Origin of the sequence: Shewanella violacea DSS12 (assembly GCF_000091325.1) — a bacterium.
GTDB classification, from domain to species: domain Bacteria; phylum Pseudomonadota; class Gammaproteobacteria; order Enterobacterales; family Shewanellaceae; genus Shewanella; species Shewanella violacea.
On sequence record NC_014012.1, the window covers coordinates 2,811,232 to 2,830,218 of the forward strand.

General features: G+C 43.2%; 17 protein-coding genes. 7 read left to right on the forward strand and 10 right to left on the reverse strand.

Annotated elements, in window-relative coordinates:
- Nucleotides 1–32 precede the first annotated feature (32 nt).
- The 3 genes from SVI_RS11645 to SVI_RS11655 all read right to left on the reverse strand — a co-directional run bounded on the left by SVI_RS11645 (nucleotide 33) and on the right by SVI_RS11655 (nucleotide 1,614).
- A complete protein-coding gene (locus SVI_RS11645; protein WP_013051724.1) occupies nucleotides 33–353 on the reverse strand; it encodes a hypothetical protein in 321 nt (106 codons plus the stop codon).
- A 100-nt stretch (nucleotides 354–453) separates the two neighbouring features.
- Entirely contained in the window at nucleotides 454–876 is a 423-nt protein-coding gene (locus tag SVI_RS11650) for a VOC family protein (RefSeq protein WP_013051725.1), read from the reverse strand.
- Between the two features lie 129 nt (nucleotides 877–1,005).
- A complete protein-coding gene (locus SVI_RS11655) occupies nucleotides 1,006–1,614 on the reverse strand; it encodes a class I SAM-dependent methyltransferase (RefSeq protein WP_041419901.1) in 609 nt (202 codons plus the stop codon).
- A gap of 656 nt (nucleotides 1,615–2,270) precedes the next feature.
- Between SVI_RS11655 and cspE the strand changes: the two genes are divergently transcribed.
- Complete coding sequence (cspE, locus tag SVI_RS11660) at nucleotides 2,271–2,483, forward strand: transcription antiterminator/RNA stability regulator CspE (RefSeq protein WP_013051727.1); 213 nt, start codon at nucleotides 2,271–2,273, stop codon at nucleotides 2,481–2,483.
- A gap of 293 nt (nucleotides 2,484–2,776) precedes the next feature.
- Here cspE and SVI_RS11665 read toward each other — a convergent pair whose 3' ends face one another.
- Both SVI_RS11665 and SVI_RS11670 read right to left on the reverse strand, forming a co-directional pair.
- Entirely contained in the window at nucleotides 2,777–3,193 is a 417-nt protein-coding gene (locus SVI_RS11665; protein ID WP_013051728.1) for a CBS domain-containing protein, read from the reverse strand.
- Nucleotides 3,194–3,419: 226 nt separating this feature from the next.
- Nucleotides 3,420–4,034 (reverse strand): LysE family translocator, encoded by a 615-nt coding sequence (locus tag SVI_RS11670; RefSeq protein ID WP_013051729.1) that lies wholly within the window; start codon nucleotides 4,032–4,034, stop codon nucleotides 3,420–3,422.
- Between the two features lie 97 nt (nucleotides 4,035–4,131).
- Between SVI_RS11670 and SVI_RS11675 the strand changes: the two genes are divergently transcribed.
- Entirely contained in the window at nucleotides 4,132–5,037 is a 906-nt protein-coding gene (locus SVI_RS11675) for a LysR substrate-binding domain-containing protein (RefSeq protein ID WP_013051730.1), read from the forward strand.
- A gap of 69 nt (nucleotides 5,038–5,106) precedes the next feature.
- On the opposite strand, the gene SVI_RS11680 is transcribed toward SVI_RS11675, so the two are convergent.
- The gene (locus SVI_RS11680) at nucleotides 5,107–6,144 is read right to left on the reverse strand and encodes an isoaspartyl peptidase/L-asparaginase family protein (protein WP_013051731.1); all 1,038 of its coding nucleotides are present in this window, start codon (nucleotides 6,142–6,144) and stop codon (nucleotides 5,107–5,109) included.
- A gap of 136 nt (nucleotides 6,145–6,280) precedes the next feature.
- Between SVI_RS11680 and SVI_RS11685 the strand changes: the two genes are divergently transcribed.
- Nucleotides 6,281–8,143, forward strand: coding sequence for an autotransporter assembly complex protein TamA (locus SVI_RS11685; RefSeq protein ID WP_013051732.1), 1,863 nt, complete (start codon nucleotides 6,281–6,283; stop codon nucleotides 8,141–8,143).
- Nucleotides 8,140–12,093: an autotransporter assembly complex protein TamB gene (gene tamB, locus SVI_RS11690; protein ID WP_013051733.1), complete on the forward strand. Its 3,954-nt coding sequence runs from the start codon at nucleotides 8,140–8,142 to the stop codon at nucleotides 12,091–12,093. Before SVI_RS11685 ends, tamB begins: the two co-directional genes overlap by 4 nt.
- Before the next feature lie 784 nt (nucleotides 12,094–12,877).
- Here the strand turns inward: tamB and fadR are convergent.
- A complete protein-coding gene (gene fadR, locus SVI_RS11695) occupies nucleotides 12,878–13,627 on the reverse strand; it encodes a fatty acid metabolism transcriptional regulator FadR (RefSeq protein WP_013051736.1) in 750 nt (249 codons plus the stop codon).
- A 314-nt stretch (nucleotides 13,628–13,941) separates the two neighbouring features.
- Here fadR and nhaB point away from each other — a divergent pair, with 314 nt between their 5' ends.
- Together nhaB and dsbB are read left to right on the forward strand one after the other, a co-directional pair.
- Entirely contained in the window at nucleotides 13,942–15,525 is a 1,584-nt protein-coding gene (gene nhaB, locus SVI_RS11700) for a sodium/proton antiporter NhaB (RefSeq protein ID WP_013051737.1), read from the forward strand.
- A 161-nt stretch (nucleotides 15,526–15,686) separates the two neighbouring features.
- A complete protein-coding gene (dsbB, locus tag SVI_RS11705; protein WP_013051738.1) occupies nucleotides 15,687–16,232 on the forward strand; it encodes a disulfide bond formation protein DsbB in 546 nt (181 codons plus the stop codon).
- A gap of 66 nt (nucleotides 16,233–16,298) precedes the next feature.
- On the opposite strand, the gene SVI_RS11710 is transcribed toward dsbB, so the two are convergent.
- The 3 genes from SVI_RS11710 to SVI_RS11720 form a co-directional block, all read right to left on the reverse strand.
- Nucleotides 16,299–16,739 (reverse strand): YcgN family cysteine cluster protein, encoded by a 441-nt coding sequence (locus SVI_RS11710; RefSeq protein ID WP_013051739.1) that lies wholly within the window; start codon nucleotides 16,737–16,739, stop codon nucleotides 16,299–16,301.
- Nucleotides 16,740–16,871: 132 nt separating this feature from the next.
- Entirely contained in the window at nucleotides 16,872–17,879 is a 1,008-nt protein-coding gene (locus SVI_RS11715) for a lytic murein transglycosylase (protein WP_049791091.1), read from the reverse strand.
- A gap of 18 nt (nucleotides 17,880–17,897) precedes the next feature.
- A complete protein-coding gene (locus SVI_RS11720) occupies nucleotides 17,898–18,179 on the reverse strand; it encodes a YcgL domain-containing protein (RefSeq protein WP_013051741.1) in 282 nt (93 codons plus the stop codon).
- 122 nt (nucleotides 18,180–18,301) lie between these two features.
- On the opposite strand from SVI_RS11720, the gene minC reads away from it, so the two are divergent.
- A complete protein-coding gene (gene minC / locus SVI_RS11725; protein WP_013051742.1) occupies nucleotides 18,302–18,967 on the forward strand; it encodes a septum site-determining protein MinC in 666 nt (221 codons plus the stop codon).
- The last annotated feature ends 20 nt before the right edge of the window (nucleotides 18,968–18,987 follow it).

The window sequence follows — 18,987 nt, forward strand, 5'->3', positions numbered from 1 at the left end:
TTACCTGAAATATCTAATTCGCTCTGACCCCTTTATTCTTGTACATCACCAGAATAGCTGAATAATACTCGCGGTGATTTATCCGAAATAAAAGCATCTGAAGAAGTCGTAGTAACGTATACACCTGAAAAATCGCGTAAATAAGTTTGAATACGAGCTGCTACATAACCATCAATAGTATTTGGAAACTTTAAGGTTCCCATTTTGTAATTCGGTTTTTCTCCCATTCCTAAGTCGTCGATTTCAAAGCCAAGAGAAGATGCATTATCCGCCGTAACCTTAAAGCTCTCTGGCACCCCTGTAGCAAAGGCAGATGTAGTTAATAACATTAAAGCTGGAATTAAACACTTCATAATATCCTCATGACGCTCAAATAACGGGCTAAAAATAGTTGGTTAAAATAAGCGACGCAGGAGCAAAACCAACTGTTTTTAGTCCTGATTAATTTGCTTGTTATAGCGCTCTTGATGCCATCGGGTGATTTGGGTTTAATTGAAGTAAATCCCATAAGTTTCCGTAAAGATCTTCAAATACTGCTACAGTGCCATAATCCTGCTCTTTGGGTTCTCTAATAAATTTTATACCTTCAGATAGCATACGATTATAATCACGCCAAAAGTCATCTGTATTTAAGAATAGGAATACTCGACCACCTGCTTGATTTCCCACAAAATCACTTTGCTCGGGCTTAGATGCACGAGCCAATAATAGTGTTACACCATTAGACCCAGGTGGTGAAACAACAACCCAACGTTTATCTTGTTCAGATTGGTAAGTATCTTCAACAAGCTCAAACTTGAGTTTATTGACATAAAAATCAATTGCCTCATCATAGTCATTAACGACTAACGCAATATGCACTATTGATTGTTTCAATTCATCTTTCCTTGAAATTCTACACAGATGTAACTCAGCGCGATAACGCTTACATAAGTGGAGATTATAGTTATCTAAAATGTTTGAAGAACGAAAAATAGCTAACGGTAAAGTTTCCATTTGATGTTCTTAACAGGTGACTTTTTCTAAAACTACACGTGTCCATTTGACATTTTCTTTATTGGGAAGAACACTAGCTTGATTACTTAACTTGAATATACATTTAAAACCATAAGACTCAAATAGGTTAATAGTGTTCTTACTGTCTATTTGAAAGACTCTTGTACCCATACCTGAAGGACCATTCCTCAGAGATATGGCGCACCTACCATTCATTTTTATTACAGTAGATATTTTACTCGCTGCTATATCTCGTTCTGTCTCAGAAAGGTGGTGCCATACGGCATTAATTAGCACAAAATCAAATGTTTCGTCATGTGAATCTAAACATGCAATATGAGGAAGGCTATCGTGAAGCCATTCTATTGATGTACCTTTGTATTCATTCATTGCCGCATTTAAAAATGCTGCCATTGGCTCAATCGCAGTGACATTGAATCCCAACTTATCAAGTGCAGCTGAATTTTGACCAGCACCAGATCCCAAATCAAGAATACTTGAGTTCTTTGCTGGTAAAAAGCTCACAAAGTCTTTGCACACAAGATTGAAGTCTAAAGCCTGGCTGCTTTCAATAAATAAAGGGATAAACCTTTCGTAACCCTCAGTGCCTGAAGTCATGACTCTTGCCACCTAACGCCCCTCTAATAAGTTAACCATAAGCTGGCGGGCGATTTACTCAGCAAATGGCAGACAGCTCTGGTAAGTATTAATTTAGGAAAATTTGAGCCCCCCATAGTTAACCAATAACATACTTAGCCTATTGGAAATTATCAATGCTCTACTATCCCATAAGAAGCAAAACAATATGGATGGCACCGTTATTAGTAATGCCCCGCTGCATATAGCATGACATCTTGTATTTGAGCTTCCAGTGAGCATCAATACAATATTAACCATTGCTTTCAAAAGCATACTGACATTCAGGACAGACTTTTGACCGTTAGCAGGAAGGTTTCACTCTCAGAGAAAAATCTTTATCGTAACCAAAGGTCAATACTGGTTAAAACTTAAATGTGTATATCACTGTTAAATAATGATATTTAAAATAAGCAAAAAAAAACATTGTACAAAAAACAAACAATCGCTATTATATCGCTCAGTTGTTCAGAGAGTTATTAAATGCAGCATCAAGTACAAGTAAAACATCCACTACTAAAACCGTGTTTTGTAGCTAGACGTTTCCCTTTTATTTTAGCGTAACATGATATAATTCAATAAATTAACACATTGTTAATATTGAACTTTTTTTAAATTAAATAAATAAGGGACATCACATGTCTGATTCAAATACTGGTACTGTAAAATGGTTTAACGAAGATAAAGGATTCGGTTTCCTTACTCAAGATAATGGTGGCGCTGACGTATTCGTACATTTTCGTGCTATCGCATCAGAAGGTTTCAAAACTCTTGATGAAGGTCAAAAAGTGACTTTCGAAGTAGAGCAAGGCCCAAAAGGTCTGCAAGCAAGCAACGTTATCGCTCTTTAATGAAGCGCTAATAACGCAAGCTGATATTAAAAAAAGAAGGTCGCTAACGCGGCCTTTTTTGTGCCTGTCATATTCAATAATGATAATAAAAGATCACTGGATTCCGGCTCATAAGATCTGCCGGAATGACGCAGAGTATCGACCAAAACCAAATGAACCTAAGCACAATTTAATCTAGCTTCATTCGAAGCTAGGCAAATAAAACCTTTGTTCACTTATCAAGTCTAATTAAGCTCAAGTCAATAAGGCCAATTCAGTAAGATCAATTCATTGATGACATCTATTAATCAAAGCTATACCGGTGCCAGATAGCACTGCTGCATATGGATATTAATCGCATTGAGCACATTGGTTCGGTTGATGGTGCCGATAACCTTGCCATTATCAACCACTGGGTAGACCTTAGGCTTAGGGCCTAACATCTGTTCGGCGAGCTGCAAGACACTGGTATCCGGCGTTACCGACAACACCTCAGAGCGCATGCAATCTTTTACCTTAGCCACCAAATCACAATGATAACTGCTCTTGAGCATCACTGAGAGACAGTCCTGCTGGGACAGGAAACCGACCAGTTGTCCCAAATCATCGACCACTGGGGCCCCCAACTTCTTCCTCTCCAGCAAGGCATCTACGGCATTGGAAAGAGGCATATCCTCTGCTAATAGCACAGGTTGACGGTCCATATATTTACTGACTTTAATTGAATCCATATTTATTCCCCTGTCGTTTAATGGCCCTAATTCTTTTATTGGGAGCCTATTTATTCGGCAGTACTTTTAATAAGTACGCCTTCATGGAAACCGTGCTTTTATTGAGCACCCTATGACTCCAATATACCTAACTTGATGAAAAACAAAACCGTAAATAATCGATTTCTCTAATCTAAATCTTCAATAGCCAGTTCGATGAGGCCTATCAAGCAGTAGCTAGCCGTCACTACAGAGATTTAGCACCTAAGACTAATCCCAAGCCGATTAACCCTAGCCCACACACCTGGCTCAAACGTTTCTTTATTTTAGCCATTCTGTGTTGCAGTAGCTTTGAAGTGAATATTACCGACACGGCGCCAAACCAGAGTCCATGTAACACAGCGAGATACACGCCATAGAGTAAAATCGAGCGGTGATCATGGCTTTCCACTGAGATAAGCTGACTGAACAGACTGACAAAGAACAGCATGGTCTTAGGATTTAATACATTACACATGAAACCTTGAGACAGGTATTGAATCGGCCTTAACTGGAATTCATCACTTTCGATGTCATCCAGACTGGCATTGGCAGTCAGGATACTCTTGAGCCCGATATAGATGAGATAGAGGGCCCCAGCGTATTTAACCATATTGAACAAATACTCATTGTGTGAGATTAGGTAACCAATACCGAGCAAGGTATAAGCTATATGAACCCCTATGGCCAAGCTTATTCCCAACGCAGTCCAGAGCCCTGCCGCCCTGCCCGATGCGACGCTGTTCTTCAGTACCAAAACAAAATCGGCCCCTGGACTAATGACGATGAGTATACCGATAACGGCTAAACTGATAATTTCCATACTTACTCCTTTAATCTGATTCGACGCATATTGTAGCGGGAGCCTGGAGCTTATATAATCGAAAAAACATCAAATAAACTGTGAGTAAAAGTCACATATGAGACATCTAAAAGCTTTTCATATTTTTCATGTAGCCGCATCATCACTTAGCTATAGTGACGCCGCAGAGAAACTCTGTATTACCCATGGTGCTGTGAGTAAGCAGATAAAGATATTAGAAGCCTACCTTGGGCAGAGTTTATATTATCGTCAGGGGCGAAACGTACGCCTGACCCGAGAGGGGGAGCTGCTAAAAAGTTATACCGAGCAAGCCTTTCTAGCCTTGAATGCAGGTATCCAAAAGTTATCCCAAATGCAAGATGCCTATCTTGAAATATCCTGTGAACCCACATTGACCATGCGCTGGTTGATGCCAAGGTTATCCAACTTTTACCAAGATAATCCCCATGCCGATGTGAGGCTATCCACCGCCGGAGGGCCCGTACGACTTGGAACAAATGGAATATCCTTGGCCATAAGACGTGATGATTTTGAGTCATTAGAAGATAACCAAATCACTGAATTAGTCCATGAATGGATGGGGCCTGTATGTTCACCTGAGTATTGGCAAAAGATAAAAGATGAGTTGAGTCAGATGAAAGTGCTTCATAGCCAGACCAGGCCTCAAGCCTGGTCAGACTGGAACAGGCAGGCTGGTGCGAACTCTTTAGCCAAACTTCCTCCTCTGGCTCAGCAAAGCTTCGCCCACTTTTACTTCTGTCTCCAGGCCGCAACCGATGGACTTGGGCTTGCCATGGGGTCTTATCCTATGGTGGCCGACGATATCATCAGGGGCAAGCTCATTGCCCCTTTCGGCTTTAGCCAATCAGGGCAAGGTTACATTTTGCTCAGTCAGCAAGTGAATAGTGATGACCCGTTAGAGTCTAGGTTTATCCACTGGCTAAAGAAGAATATGGCTCAGTGTATTCCTGATAGCAGCTTAATCGCTACAAGGACTGAATGACTGACGCCTATTCTGACGATTGGCCGGACTGCCAAGCGTCACAGGCTTGCAAATAACACCTGTAAGCCGTTACTTATCGCGCCAGATCATTACCTGAGCCTCTTCACCACTCTTACGAGTCGCTCGGTACATGCCTTCGGTATTAAATGGCGTAGCGATATTGCCGCGATGATCGATGGCGATAACGCCCCCGGTACCACCAGCGGTAATCAGCCTTTGATTGATGACCTCATCCGCCGCCTGAATAATCGACTTATGCTGATATTTAACCTTAGCGCAGATATCTCCAGCCACTTGATAGCGAATGAAGTATTCTCCGTGGCCCGTCGCCGATACGGCGCAAACACCATTTTCAGCATAGGTTCCCGCCCCTATGATTGGAGAATCACCAATCCGTCCATAACGCTTATTGGTCATGCCCCCCGTCGACGTGCCGGCGCTGATATTACCAAGCTTATCGAGAGCGACAGCGCCTACGGTACCCACCTTATATTCGGTATCTAGCTCACTGTGGGCGGCGAGATAATCTTTATTTTCCTGCTTGGCTTTCTCCATCTTAGCCTTAGCGCGCTGTAGTGCTAGATATCTATGTTGAGTGTCGAAGCTTTCATTGGCAACCAGTGACACACCTTGAGTCAAGGCAAACTCCTCGGCGCCTTCACCATAGAGCATGACGTGAACGGATTTATCCATGACTAAACGGGCTAAATCTATGGGGTTTTTGATGTGTTGCACCCCAGCGACGGCGCCGGCATTCATGGTTTTACCATCCATGATGGAAGCATCCATCTCATGTTGTTCATTATGGGTATAGACAGCGCCCTTACCCGCATTAAAAAATGGCGAGTTCTCCAGCACATTAATGGCCTTAGTCACGGCATCAAGACTCGAGCCGCCCTTGTCCAAAACATGGTAACCAGCATCCACGGCTTCCTTTAACTTGTCTCGGTAAGCCTGTTCTTTCTCAGGGGTAAAGTTGCTGGGCTTAATCGTCCCAGCACCACCATGAATTGCGATAGCAAATGGCTTGTCATCAGCCCAGGTTATTGAACTTGAGACACTTGAAATAGCCAGTAAAATGGCGAGTATTTTGTTTTTATTTTTCACTTCTAAGGCCTTTATTTTGTATTTGCACTATTTGTAACCATTTTTAACGCTAATTACAATCATAAGCTTGCTAGAAATCAATTATATAGTGACAATATACTCAGCCTTTTTTACTGACTAAATAGAGCCCGATTTTTTGCAATTATCTTCTTTCCGCTTATGGTCATTAAGCCTCATTTTTATGGGCAGCATGCTCAGCAGTTTTTCCGTAGTGGCTAATGACTTCCTGACTTTAAATATTAGCGGCGTTAATTCGGCGCTGACCCGTAATGTTAAGGCCCATCTGGGGAACCTGCCCACATCAAACGTTCAACGCAGGGCCTATATTTTCAATGCCGAAGATAACATCAAAGCCGCACTCCACTCCTTAGGTTATTACCATGTTCAGATGGAGCAAGATGTTACGAGTCCTGATGAGGGTCCCTGGACTCTTGCTATCTCTATTAGCCCAGGAGAGCCCACACGTATCGCTTGGGTAGACGTACACTTCGAGGGTGAAATCCTCGACGATGATTTCATCTTGCAATGGCTCGACAAGATATCCATCAAGCCTGGGGACATTCTCGATCACGGCAAGTATGAAAGGGTCAAATCACAACTGATCTCATACACCTTGGCCCGAGGTTATTTCGATGGCAAATATATTGAGTCGTCCATTGAGATCAATCGTGACCTTAACAGTGCAAAAGTCACCCTACATTATGACTCAGGCCCTAGATACCATATAGGGACTGTCCGTTTTGAGGGTCACACACTGCAGCAAGGTCTATTAAACGAATTAGTCCCATTCGAGAAAAACTCCCCCTATAGCACCGGCAGTTTAGCCAATTTAAACCGTGAATTAATGGACACAGGCTACTTTTCAAACATCAAGATACTGCCTCAGGTGGATAAGGCTGAGGGACTCTTTGTGCCAATTAAGGTCGAATTGAGCCCTAAGCCCAGTCACTCTATCGAACTCGGTTTAGGTGTCGATTTTGGTAAAACGGCATCTGCGGATAACGAATTGGAACCTAGGATAAGCATCAACTGGCGTACGCCGCAGATCAACAGCTACGGCCACTCACTAGAAACCAGTTTGGAATGGTCCCGTAACAGTCCTAAATATCTAGCCACTTACACTATCCCACTGACTCATCCTTTAGATGATCAACTAAAAATTCGCTTCGGAATACTCAAAGATCAATACGGTGTGACTCAGGTCTTCGATGAAGAAAAAAATAAGTACGTCAACACCGGAGAGCTCGAAGGGACAAAAAAATTATTTGCCATCATACGTCAACAGAGGCTCAAGCATAACTGGATACTCAGTTACTCTGTTGAAGCCATGAAAGAAACCTATAAACAGTTTGGCAGCGAAAATTACTCACCCGAGTTCATTCTTTTAGGCACTAACCTATCTAAGACGAGCCGAGGTGATAACACCTTAGACCCCAAATCAGGCTTTTTTCAGTATTACAGTATCCAGTATGCCGATCCCTCCTTGGGCTCTGGTATTCGCTTGACGCATATTCAAACTAAGTACAAGTGGATCAATACTTTTTATGAAAAACACAGAATTGTCTCTCGGCTAGATTTAGGCATCAACTTGGCCGATGAAGCAGACTTAGCCCTTATTCCGCCCTCATTACGCTTTTTTGCTGGCGGAGACCAGAGTATCAGGGCTTATAGCTATCAGGAACTTGGGCCTCATATCGATTACATTAATGATGATGGCACTAAAGGTAGAGAAGTTGTCGGTGGCCGCTATTTGATGGTGGGCAGTCTAGAGTATCAATATTACGTGACCCCCTCCTGGCGTATTGGCACTTTTATCGATGCGGGTAATGCATTCGATGTTAACCAGATAGAGCCCATAGTCTCTGTTGGTGGCGGCATCCACTGGATCTCTCCCATAGGCCCGATAAAACTCGATTTAGGCTTCGGTGTTAAAGGGACTGAGACAGATACCATGGACAGACCCTGGCGAATTCATTTGACCATGGGAGCCGTGCTATGAGCCAAGAATCAAATAATCTTGACCTAAATAAAACTGGTCAGCCTGATAAACCAAGCTCAGGAAAACCTGAGAAAAACACCGGCGTTCTATACACACTTTGGCGCAGCTTTAAGCTTGTTTCACGTACTTTAGTCTACATCCCACTGGGACTTCTTATTACCTTGGCTCTATTAATCGGCACCCATATAGGTAGCCGGATAACTGTGTTACTGGCAGAGACCTTAGTCCCTGACCTGCAGATAACTTATGTCGCTGGTACGATTAATGACAGCTTAGTGGTCACAGATGTTCATTGGCAGATGCCAGGAGTGGCCGTAGAACTGGATGATTTAACCTTAGACTGGCACCCCTTGTGCCTGCTGCGCAAACAGCTTTGTGTAGAAGAACTCGTCGCCGCTAGAGTCAGTGTCGACATAGATACCGACAATTTTGAAGAAGACCAGCGAGAAGACATTGCTGAACGAGTCGATTTAATCACAGGAACAGATAAAGAAGTCGCTCCAGATGACAGTGAGGCAGATGCAGAATCGAGTCTAATCGCTAACCAAGAGATCACCCTGCCTTTCGGCATAGACTTGACCAAGGCAGACTTAGCCAATATCAAAGTCAGGGTCGATGATATGCATTTCAATGCATCTCGACTGCAAGCTCAGGCCCAATGGCAAGAAACTGGGATTAGGGTTAACAGCTTAAAAACGGTTGGACTATTCGTCGATATTCCCCTGGCAAGTGATCATGTCAACACTGATGACCAAGTTTACGCGGATGCTGATAAGCCAGACAGCAAAGGGGTCGTGAATTGGGCAATGGCCAAGCTACCCCAAGTATTTATGCCTATTCCCGTATTTGCCGAGCAAGTGTCCTTCACTGACAGTCATCTGCGACTCGGACACAGAGACGATCTTTTCCCCCAGATAGACTTTGAAGCCAGTTACCACAGCTTTCTCGTCCATATCGAGAATCTTCAGCTAGAGCACACCTATGGTAAGGTCGAACTTGAAGGTGAAATATCCCTCATCGATGATTACCCTATGGATTTTACGGCAGATATGAATGCCACCCATGTCGATGAAATACCAGAATTAGAACGCCAACATGCCAGTTTAGAAGTCACTGGAGGCTTTAATAAACTCAAGATAACATCCAGTGGTAATGGTCACATGGACTATTCACTCACCGGTGATATCGCACTGGCTGACCCTAAGCTGACTTATCACCTTGCTGTCACATCTAAACAGCTTGCTTGGCCCTTAGACACCAATACCTATTCAGCTCAGTCTGTAAAACTGAAAAGTGATGGTGATCTCGACCGTCAACAACTGACGTTTTCAGGACAAGTTATTACACCTTTCCACCCCATTTTAGCTATCGATACCCAGTTTACTCATAGCGGCTCTGAGGTCGAAGTAGAACATTTCAGAGCCAAGGGCAAGCTAGGTGAGGTAGAAGTGTCCGGCCATGCCAGTTACGGAGAGACTATCAGTTGGGATGCATCTATCAATATAATAGATTTTGATATGGAGCAGCTGACATTACCCCTTGAAAATCCCTTGCCTGAGAGCTTCATCAGCGGCAGATTTAACACCCGAGGTAAGGTTGAGAATAAACAATGGCAAGTCGCTATTGCTCAATCTGATTTAAGCGGTGAAATTCAAGGATATCCTTTTCATCTCATCGGCGATCTCAGTATCGATGATAAACTTCAACTCAGTGCCGATAGCTTAAAGTTGAGTGCCTTACAGTCAGTATTAACCATTTCGGGCACCGCAAATCAAAACTGGTCAGTCAATGCCATACTCGATGTCCCTGAGCTAAGCCTCTGGCACCCTGATGCATCAGGCAGTATCAAGGCTAAAATTAATGTATCGGGTAATAGTGACCATCCAGAAGTCAGAGTCTCGGCCAATGCACTGGATCTACAATTTGGGCATTTAAATCTAGAACAAGCCCTGATTAAAGCCATCTATCAGCCACTGGATAATCATGAATTTTCTCTAATGGTACGTACCGGAGAGTTCAAACATGACGCGATTAAGCTAGACTCCATCAGGCTAAATATTAAGGGCAATGAGCAAGAACAACAGCTAGACTTGCACACATTAGGGGACTATATACTCGATAGCCAAGTATATTCAAAATTCAATATCGACACCGAAGCAATAGACGCTAAGATCAACAAATTAAACCTGAGTGCAGCCTTAGGAGATTGGTCTTTAGAGGCGCCGTTTAATGTATCTTGGGACAACCTGAGTCAGACAGGCCTAGTTAATACCTTTTGCTGGCTCAACACCCATGGCAAACTTTGTCTGGATGACCAAGTCGAACTGGGGGCTAATGGTGATGCTAGTGTGAAGTTTCAGGGAGATATAGGCGCCATTCTGGCACCTTTACTGCCCAAAAATATGAAATGGCAAGCACCAGCAATTTTATCATCACATCTAATATGGGCCAAAGATACTAAACCCACAGGATCCTTGAAACTCGATTTTGACCCCGGTCATGTCAGCCTAAAGAATAACAAACGCAATCTTGAACTCGGCTATAAGACACTCTCACTGCACGCTTCATTAGATGAGAAGAGATTATCGACCCTATTGCGATTCGATTCACAGGATATCGCCAGCTGGGAAGGAAAACTCGACATAGCGGTAACCCCGGACCGAACGCTATCTGGTTATACTAAATTACATAAAGTTAACCTAAGGGCATTAGCAGGATTTTTACCTCAGCTTGAAACCATAGAGGGCAAAATATCCAGCGAATTGAGGATAGCGGGCACCTTAGATGAACCCGATGTTTCCGGTAAAATGCAGCTAGAAAATGGTGAACTCCTAGCAGCAGCTAACCCTACCTTATTTGAAGATATCAAGTTTACAGTGTCACTATTGGGTCAAGATGCCCGACTCTATGGCACCTGGAAAATGGGAGAGGGTCAGGCTAAGCTCAAAGGCAACCTAGACTGGAGCACAGGCGAGCTCAATGGCAATATCCAAGTCGATGGTAAAGACTTAGTGATCATTCAACCTCCTCTTGCCATCATTAATGTCTCTCCCAATCTTGATTTTATTTTCAATAAAAACAGTTTCCATATCAAGGGTGACATAGATATACCCTCGGGCCATATCAATATAGTGCAACTGCCCGAAGGCGGTGTCGAGGTATCCAAAGATGTGATATTTAACGACAGCATCTCCACAGGAAAAATCGATAAGCATCCATTGGCGCTAACCTCTGATATCAAGATTAAACTCGCAGATAATTTGATAATAGATGGCATGGGCCTGAGAGGAAAATTACAAGGCGTTTTAGAGTTAAAACAAGAGGCCTTTAAACCCCCCTTGCTCTATGGCGATATACGCGTCATCGATGGTATGTATAAGTTCATGGGTCAAACCTTAGATATTAAGAAAGGTGAAGTGCAGTTTATTGGCCCATTGGAGGTCCCTAACCTTAATATCGAGGCAGTGAGAGAGATTAAAGATGAAGATGTGGTGGCAGGTGTAAGGATCACAGGTACACCACACAAACCCATAGTCACCTTGTTCTCTAATCCAAGCAAGGAGCAAGCCGAAATTCTGTCATACATCATCATGGGCACTGGATTTCATAGCAATGATAATCAACAGAGCACAGGCTTGATGCTAGGAGCGGCATTAAGTTTGAGTAATCAGATCGGGGGAGGAGCAGTTAACAATATCGGCGACTCGGCAACGAGTTTGATCGAAAAACTTGGGTTTTCAAATGTTCAGCTCGATGCCAATGACGACGGTCGAGTAGCGATCAGCGGCTTCATCGGCGAAGATCTCATGGTGAAGTATGGCCATGGTGTCTTTAATCCAGGTTATGAGATGACAGTCAGGTATTACCTACTGTCCCAGCTCTATTTAGAATCCGTTTCAGGCACATTGGAACAAACACTGGATATCTATTATAACTTCGATATTGATTAGCTATACCAATCGGTATAAGAGACCTCATGGTGAAATATGGCCATGGTGTCTTTAATCCAGGTTATGAGATGACTGTCATCGTATTACCTACTGTCCCAGCTCTATTTAGAATCCGTTTCAGGCACATTGGAACAAACACTGGATATCTATTATAACTTCGATATTGATTAGCTATACCAATCGGTATAAGAGACCTCATGGTGAAATATGGCCATGGTGTCTTTAATCCAGGTTTGAGATGACAGTCAGGTATTACCTACTGTCCCAGCTCTATTTAGAATCCGTTTCAGGCACATTGGAACAAACACTGGATATCTATTATAACTTCGATATTGATTAGCTATACCAATCGGTATAAGAGACCTCATGGTGAAGTATGGCCATGAGGTCTCTAATCCAGGTTATGAGATGACAGTCAGGTATTACCTAACTGTCACAACTGTATTTAGAATCCGTTTCAGGCACATTGGAACAAACACTGGATATCTATTATAACTTCGATATTGATTAGCTATGCCAATCGGTATAAGAGACCTCATGATGAAATATGGCCATGGTGTCTTTAATCCAGGTTATGAGATGACTGTCAGCGTATTACCTACTGTCCCAACTGTATTTAGAATCGGTTTCAGGCACTTTGGAACAAACACTGGATATCTATTATAACTTCGATATTGATTAGCTATACCAATCGGTATTAGAAGTCTGGAGTTAAGATCTTTCTTCGCCCAAGAAAAAACCGCTCATAGGAGCGGTTTTTTACTGAGTAACAAGCTGATAAAGATTAATCGGCAGATTGAGATTGACTGTTTTTAAACCTCTGCCACACCTTACCGCTGTTAATACCATAACTGCGCATCAAAGCGGGTATCGCGTTGTGGTTCTTCTCTTCCGCTAGTTGCCTAAGTCCTTCATAAAACTCGAATGCTAGTTCTCTCGCTTTAGGAATGGTGAAATAATCTTTACCGACTCGACTATAGAGGCCTTTGAACCCGTTAAGGATCAACACATAGAGTGGATTACCTGAATTGAAAGCCAAAATATGATGCAACTGATAATCAAAATCCACATAGGCCTGAGGATCATCATCTAGCGTCGATATCTGCTCCAATACTTCCAGTACTTTATCTGGATTATGGCGAACCGCGCCCTTGAAATAAATAGCACTTATATTGGTTCTAGCCGAAAGTAGCTGCTCCAAAAGTACAGGTTCACCCGCCGGGTTGAGATCGGCAATGGTCTCAAGCACATTGAGGCTAGAGCTTTCCCAAATATCATTGACTCGGGTAGGCTTACCATGTTGAATCGTCAACCAACCGTCTCTGGCCAATCGCTGAAGTACTTCTCTTAGTGTGGTTCGTGTAACACCAATTAATTCAGAAAGCTCACGCTCTGCAGGCAAGATCGTACCTGGTGGGAACTTATCTTCCCAAATCGATCGGACTATGTATTTTTCAGCAAAGCTCGCCGGTCCTTTAGCCTCAATAATACCTGAATCTTTTGAAGTTAAAGGAGCGTTTTGGGCAGTTGTCATCGGGTTACTTTTCCCACTCTAGTTCGTGTTTTTAGATAACTGATCATACCAGAGCGCCAAGAAATGGATACCTAATATGAAATAATACTGGTTAAGATCAAAGTTTACTTTCTCAAAAAAGAACAGAATCCCCCTCTGCTCGCGGTTTTGAGACATTTTTTCTTTTTTAATCTAATTTTTAAGCTATTTTTAAGCAATAGATGTGACTAAGGTATTAAATTAATGGTTTCTTTACGCTAAACTGAAGCAATTCGAAAAGTTTGTATTTTTTTTACAAACAATCATATATATATATATCAATTTGAGAGGGTGCCATGCCTGTGACTATGAGTCAGGCGTTTATTGATAACTTCTTAGGAAATTCACCTAAGTGGTTCAAAATCGCGATAATATCTTTTTTAATAATAAATCCAATAATTTTTTATATTGATCCCTTTGCCGCTGGTTGGATACTCGTTATCGAGTTCATATTCACCTTAGCCATGGCTTTAAAATGTTACCCTCTACAATCAGGTGGTTTGTTAGCCATCGAGGCCGTGGCCATAGGCATGACCTCACCGGGTCAGGTATTACATGAGATCGAGGCTAACTTAGAAGTTATCTTACTGCTGATCTTCATGGTCGCCGGCATCTACTTTATGAAGCAGCTACTCCTGTTTGCCTTCACAAAGATGATCACTAAGGTGCGATCTAAAGTCATCGTCTCCCTGATGTTCTGTTTTGCCTCCGCCTGCTTATCGGCCTTCCTCGATGCACTCACCGTCATCGCAGTGATCATTGCCGTCGCCCTAGGTTTCTATTCCATCTACCATAAAGTCGCATCGGGAAAATCCTTCTCCGATGATCATGACCATACTCATGATGGCCAAGATCAACTGTGTGAAGAGGAATTAGAAAACTTCCGTGGTTTCCTACGTAATTTATTGATGCATGCTGGTGTGGGTACCGCACTCGGTGGTGTTTGTACTATGGTAGGTGAGCCACAAAATTTAATCATAGCAGCACAAGCAAATTGGGATTTTCTAGAATTTGCGATACGTATGGCACCCGTCACGGTTCCAGTCTTGTTCGCCGGATTGATTACCTGTGCCTTAGTAGAGAAATTCAAGGTCTTCAGTTATGGCGTACAGCTACCGGAAGCTGTACATAAGATACTCTCCGATTACGATGCCCATGAAGATGCACATCGAACTAAACATGACAAGATGAAGCTGTTAGTTCAAGCTCTCATTGGTGTCTGGTTGGTAGTAGGACTGGCCTTACACTTAGCCTCTGTTGGCATAATAGGCCTATCGGTCATCATACTCGCAACGGCCTTCAACGGTATCACCAATGAACATGCACTGGGTAAGGCATTTGAAGAAGCACTGCCTTTTACCGCGCTGTTAGCGGTATTCTTTGCCATCGTCGGTGTCATCATCGACCAACAGCTGTTCGCACCTGTGATCCAATGGGCATTGAGTTTTGAAGGTAATACTCAGCTGGTCATTTTCTACATCGCCAACGGTCTGCTCTCTATGGTCAGCGATAATGTCTTTGTCGGCACTGTCTATATCAACGAGATAAAGACGGCTCTACTCGCTGGTCAGATCACCCGCGACCAGTTTGATCTGTTAGCCGTCGCCGTAAATACTGGTACTAACTTGCCATCGGTTGCGACACCGAACGGCCAGGCAGCCTTCCTGTTCTTGCTGACATCGGCAATCGCTCCCCTCATACGTCTCTCATACGGACGCATGGTATGGATGGCTTTGCCATACACTATAGTGTTATCCATAGTGGGTGTATTGGCCATTCAGTTAGGAGCACTGGAGCACGTGACTCAGTACTTCTATGATTCAGGCATACTCATACATCATTCGGCAAAAGAAGCTATAGGTGTGGTAACTGGTCATTAAGACTGCCACTGAACTTTTACAAGGCTTTACAGTCCTATAAACGCCCTAAGGGGCGTTTTTTATTGGATCAGTGGCTCATTCGCCACTGTAAGATATGATTTAGACATAAATTTGGCTGTGGTCTTGCCTGTAATATAAATGAATATTTCGGAGAATATGATTTGAACTCTATGACTAGATTCGCCCAATCCCGCCTCGCCTGGCTTGTCCTGGCTGGTACAGCATTGGGGCTAGAGTTATGCGCCCTCTTCTTTCAACATGTGATGAAATTAGATCCTTGTGTGATGTGCATCTACCAGAGACTCGCTATCTTTGGCATTTTGGCTGCGGGCTTGATTGGCATCGTTGGCCATAAGAATCGTTTCGCCCGACTATTGGCTGTTCTTGGTTGGGGCATAAGCGCAGCCTGGGGATTAAAACTGGCACTCGAGTTAGTCGATATGCAGACCAACCCGTCTCCATTTGCGACTTGCTCTTTCCTACCCGAATTTCCAACTTGGATGCCGCTCCATGAGTGGATGCCTGCTATCTTCATGCCCACAGGCATGTGCAGTGATATTCCTTGGGAAATGATGGGACTCACTATGGGACAATATATGATTGGTGCCTTTGCAGCTTACCTGATTGCCCTAGTCATCTTCATTACTCCGGCTTTATCGGCAACCAAGCAAAGACCAGGATTCATCGCCGATCAGCCTGCTTTATAGATACCCAGATCTAAAAACGCCCTATCCGGGCGTTTTTGCTTTACCTCATCGACTCAAATACTTCGACTAATCTAGATTTCTCATTGGCCAGATCACGATATGATCTTCTAAATACTTAACTCTAGTCTCACAGATGATCTTATCTTGTGTCGACATGCCATTTTGATGCATCTGAGTTTTGGAACCCGTAATGAGTGGATGCCAACTGGGTAATGACTTACCTAAATATAAACGCCGATAGGCACAGCTGTCAGGCAACCAGGTTAATTCGGCGATATTATCCATAGTCACTTGAGTGCACGAAGGTACAAAGTCGAATCGATTTGAATAATGGGTACAGTGGCCTTCATGGCTATCGAGTAACTTACACGCCGCATTGGTGTAATAAAGCTCTTCGGTATCGTCGTCGATAATTTTATTCAAGCAACACTTACCGCAGCCATCACACAAAGACTCCCATTCTGAGGTATTCATTTGTGCTAAGGTTTTTTCTTTCCAAAATTCCATGATTCAATTCTATAAAAAAGACGACTTTCGAAGGATATTTTACACTAGTTGACCAAATCATTGAAGCTTAAGAGTCTCAGCATGAGACCCATCTTGGTAAGACTTAGACAAGGATAGTTATTTGATAGGGAGCTATTTCAATCTTTCTGAAAGATAAGTCACAGAGATGGCAAAATAATCTGAATTTCTCCACCCCAAAAGTGAGCGGTAGTTGTCATAAATCAGATATTTTCGGCCCGATGGACCGTCTGGCATGATAAGAGACACAAACATATCATTCCGAGCAGGTAACGCACTGCCATCGAAGCGAGTGAGCCCTAGACCTGACCACTGGGAAAAGGTTTTCTTCAATGATAAGGAAGCGAGCTTGGCATCAAACCCTTGGGGAACTTTAACCTGTCGTCCCCAGGTTTCTTGGCTCTTCCAACCCCTATGTTTGAGAAAATCTGCAGCCGATGCCAAAGCATCTAAGGTGTTGTTCCAAATATCTTTGTTACCATCACTGTTACCATCTTGAGCATAGTCAAGATACATACTGGGTGAAAACTGAATCTGTCCCATGCCTCCGGTTCTCGAGCCTCTGAGATCATCGAAAGCCATTCGCTTTTGAGAGAGGATATTCAAGGCGGCGAAAAACTCGCTTTTATAAATAGAGGGTTCTCTAGATTCATAGGCTAAGGAAGCGGTAACTGAAAGCACAGGATAGCTAACGGTATGGGCACCATAATTGGATTCAATACCCCATAGGGCTAGAATAAACCTGGGCTGAACCCCATACTTTTCACCTAACCTTTCCAGTTCGTCCTTATGCTCTTTGAAATAGGCACGGGCTGTGATCACATTCGCTTCGGAGACGCTAATCGGGAGATAGGTTTCAAGAGATGCTGGAAGATTGGGGGTTTGCTTTGATGGGGTCGATTGCTTAAAGCGTTTAATCTGAGGAAATGCTGTGTCTATGGTGGTTTTATCAATACCTAAAGCGTTAGCTTCTTGCCTCAATTGAGTCAAATACGCATTAAAGCTGATCGCAGAACGGGTGGAAAAACTGGTCTCACTGGCTAAAACCCCCGAAGACGACATCATGAGTAATGGAATAGCCAACAAGGACACTGTCCACAACCAAGGTTTCTTTAGCACCATAAACTTTCCCTATTAAGGCTATTTACCGCTGTAGCCAATCTCTTTCTTATGTTCTTCCAGTAAGTTAACCGTAGGAGGGGGCAGTTGTAAATAATAACCTTTGCTAACTAGCTCACTTTTAACTTTGCTAATATCGGCAAAGCCTAAGTGGTCTCTTTTCGACAGAGGTAACATCATCACTAATGTTGGGGAACCAAACATCTTCATTAATGCCTCTGGAACACGCTCGAATTCATTACGTTTCTCAACAAAAAGATAACTATCAGCCCTGAGACGACTCTTATATACAGCACAGATCATATACTACCAACTTTCCAAACTATTCAACTTGCCAGTCATTGGCGCACACTATAACATGGAAGGTCAGGAATATAATGCATATCAGCATCTATGCTGGTTTTTTATAAAAGAGCAATATCGGAATGCAGAAACCCAGCCTAGAATTGAAAGGCTCCTCTTTTACACTTTCTGTGCTTCATATCAATCATTTTGATCTGGATAAAGTCGCAGCAGAGTTAGATAGCAAATTGGCTATCGCCCCTCAGTTTTTTATTGGCGCCCCACTGGTTGTCAATCTTAGCTCTATTACCGATCCCGATTATAATCTCGCCGCACTTAAAGATCTGCTGATATCGAGACAACTCGTCATAGTCGGCATCACAGGCGCGGTTTCGGAAGTAGCAGCTCAAGCTAAAGATTTAGGCTTGGCACTGATCAAATCTGGCAAGCAAACACAAGCTCAGCCACAAATGCCAAAGACCACCAAAATAGTGAAGCAGAATGTCCGCTCGGGGCAGCAAATATATGCTAAAAACAGCGATTTAATAGTAGTAGGCACGGTTGGCAATGGCGCAGAGCTTATCGCCGATGGCAGCATTCATGTCTACGGCTCTCTTCGTGGCAAGGCAATGGCTGGCGCTGCGGGTGATAAACATGCGGTCATTATCGCAAAAACCTTAGATGCCGAACTGGTTTCCATCGCGGGTCAATATTGGTTAGCGGAAAACATTCAAGCAAATAGCACAACGAAAAGTGGCTGTATTCGACTCGATGGTGAATCTCTCACCATCGAATCTTTGCCACTTTAAAAAGACAGAAATAAGGATAG

Bases quoted from the DNA above. Each gene is read 5' to 3' on its own strand.
- SVI_RS11665 (WP_013051728.1), bottom strand. From the start codon at position 3,193: ATGGATTCAATTAAAGTCAGTAAATATATGGACCGTCAACCTGTGCTA.
- SVI_RS11670 (WP_013051729.1), bottom strand. From the start codon at position 4,034: ATGGAAATTATCAGTTTAGCCGTTATCGGTATACTCATCGTCATTAGT.
- nhaB (WP_013051737.1), top strand. From the start codon at position 13,942: ATGCCTGTGACTATGAGTCAGGCGTTTATTGATAACTTCTTAGGAAAT.
- fadR (WP_013051736.1), bottom strand. From the start codon at position 13,627: ATGACAACTGCCCAAAACGCTCCTTTAACTTCAAAAGATTCAGGTATT.
- SVI_RS11720 (WP_013051741.1), bottom strand. From the start codon at position 18,179: ATGATCTGTGCTGTATATAAGAGTCGTCTCAGGGCTGATAGTTATCTT.
- SVI_RS11645 (WP_013051724.1), bottom strand. From the start codon at position 353: ATGAAGTGTTTAATTCCAGCTTTAATGTTATTAACTACATCTGCCTTT.
- SVI_RS11715 (WP_049791091.1), bottom strand. From the start codon at position 17,879: ATGGTGCTAAAGAAACCTTGGTTGTGGACAGTGTCCTTGTTGGCTATT.
- tamB (WP_013051733.1), top strand. From the start codon at position 8,140: ATGAGCCAAGAATCAAATAATCTTGACCTAAATAAAACTGGTCAGCCT.
- minC (WP_013051742.1), top strand. From the start codon at position 18,302: ATGCAGAAACCCAGCCTAGAATTGAAAGGCTCCTCTTTTACACTTTCT.
- SVI_RS11655 (WP_041419901.1), bottom strand. From the start codon at position 1,614: ATGACTTCAGGCACTGAGGGTTACGAAAGGTTTATCCCTTTATTTATT.
- SVI_RS11675 (WP_013051730.1), top strand. From the start codon at position 4,132: ATGAGACATCTAAAAGCTTTTCATATTTTTCATGTAGCCGCATCATCA.
- cspE (WP_013051727.1), top strand. From the start codon at position 2,271: ATGTCTGATTCAAATACTGGTACTGTAAAATGGTTTAACGAAGATAAA.
- SVI_RS11710 (WP_013051739.1), bottom strand. From the start codon at position 16,739: ATGGAATTTTGGAAAGAAAAAACCTTAGCACAAATGAATACCTCAGAA.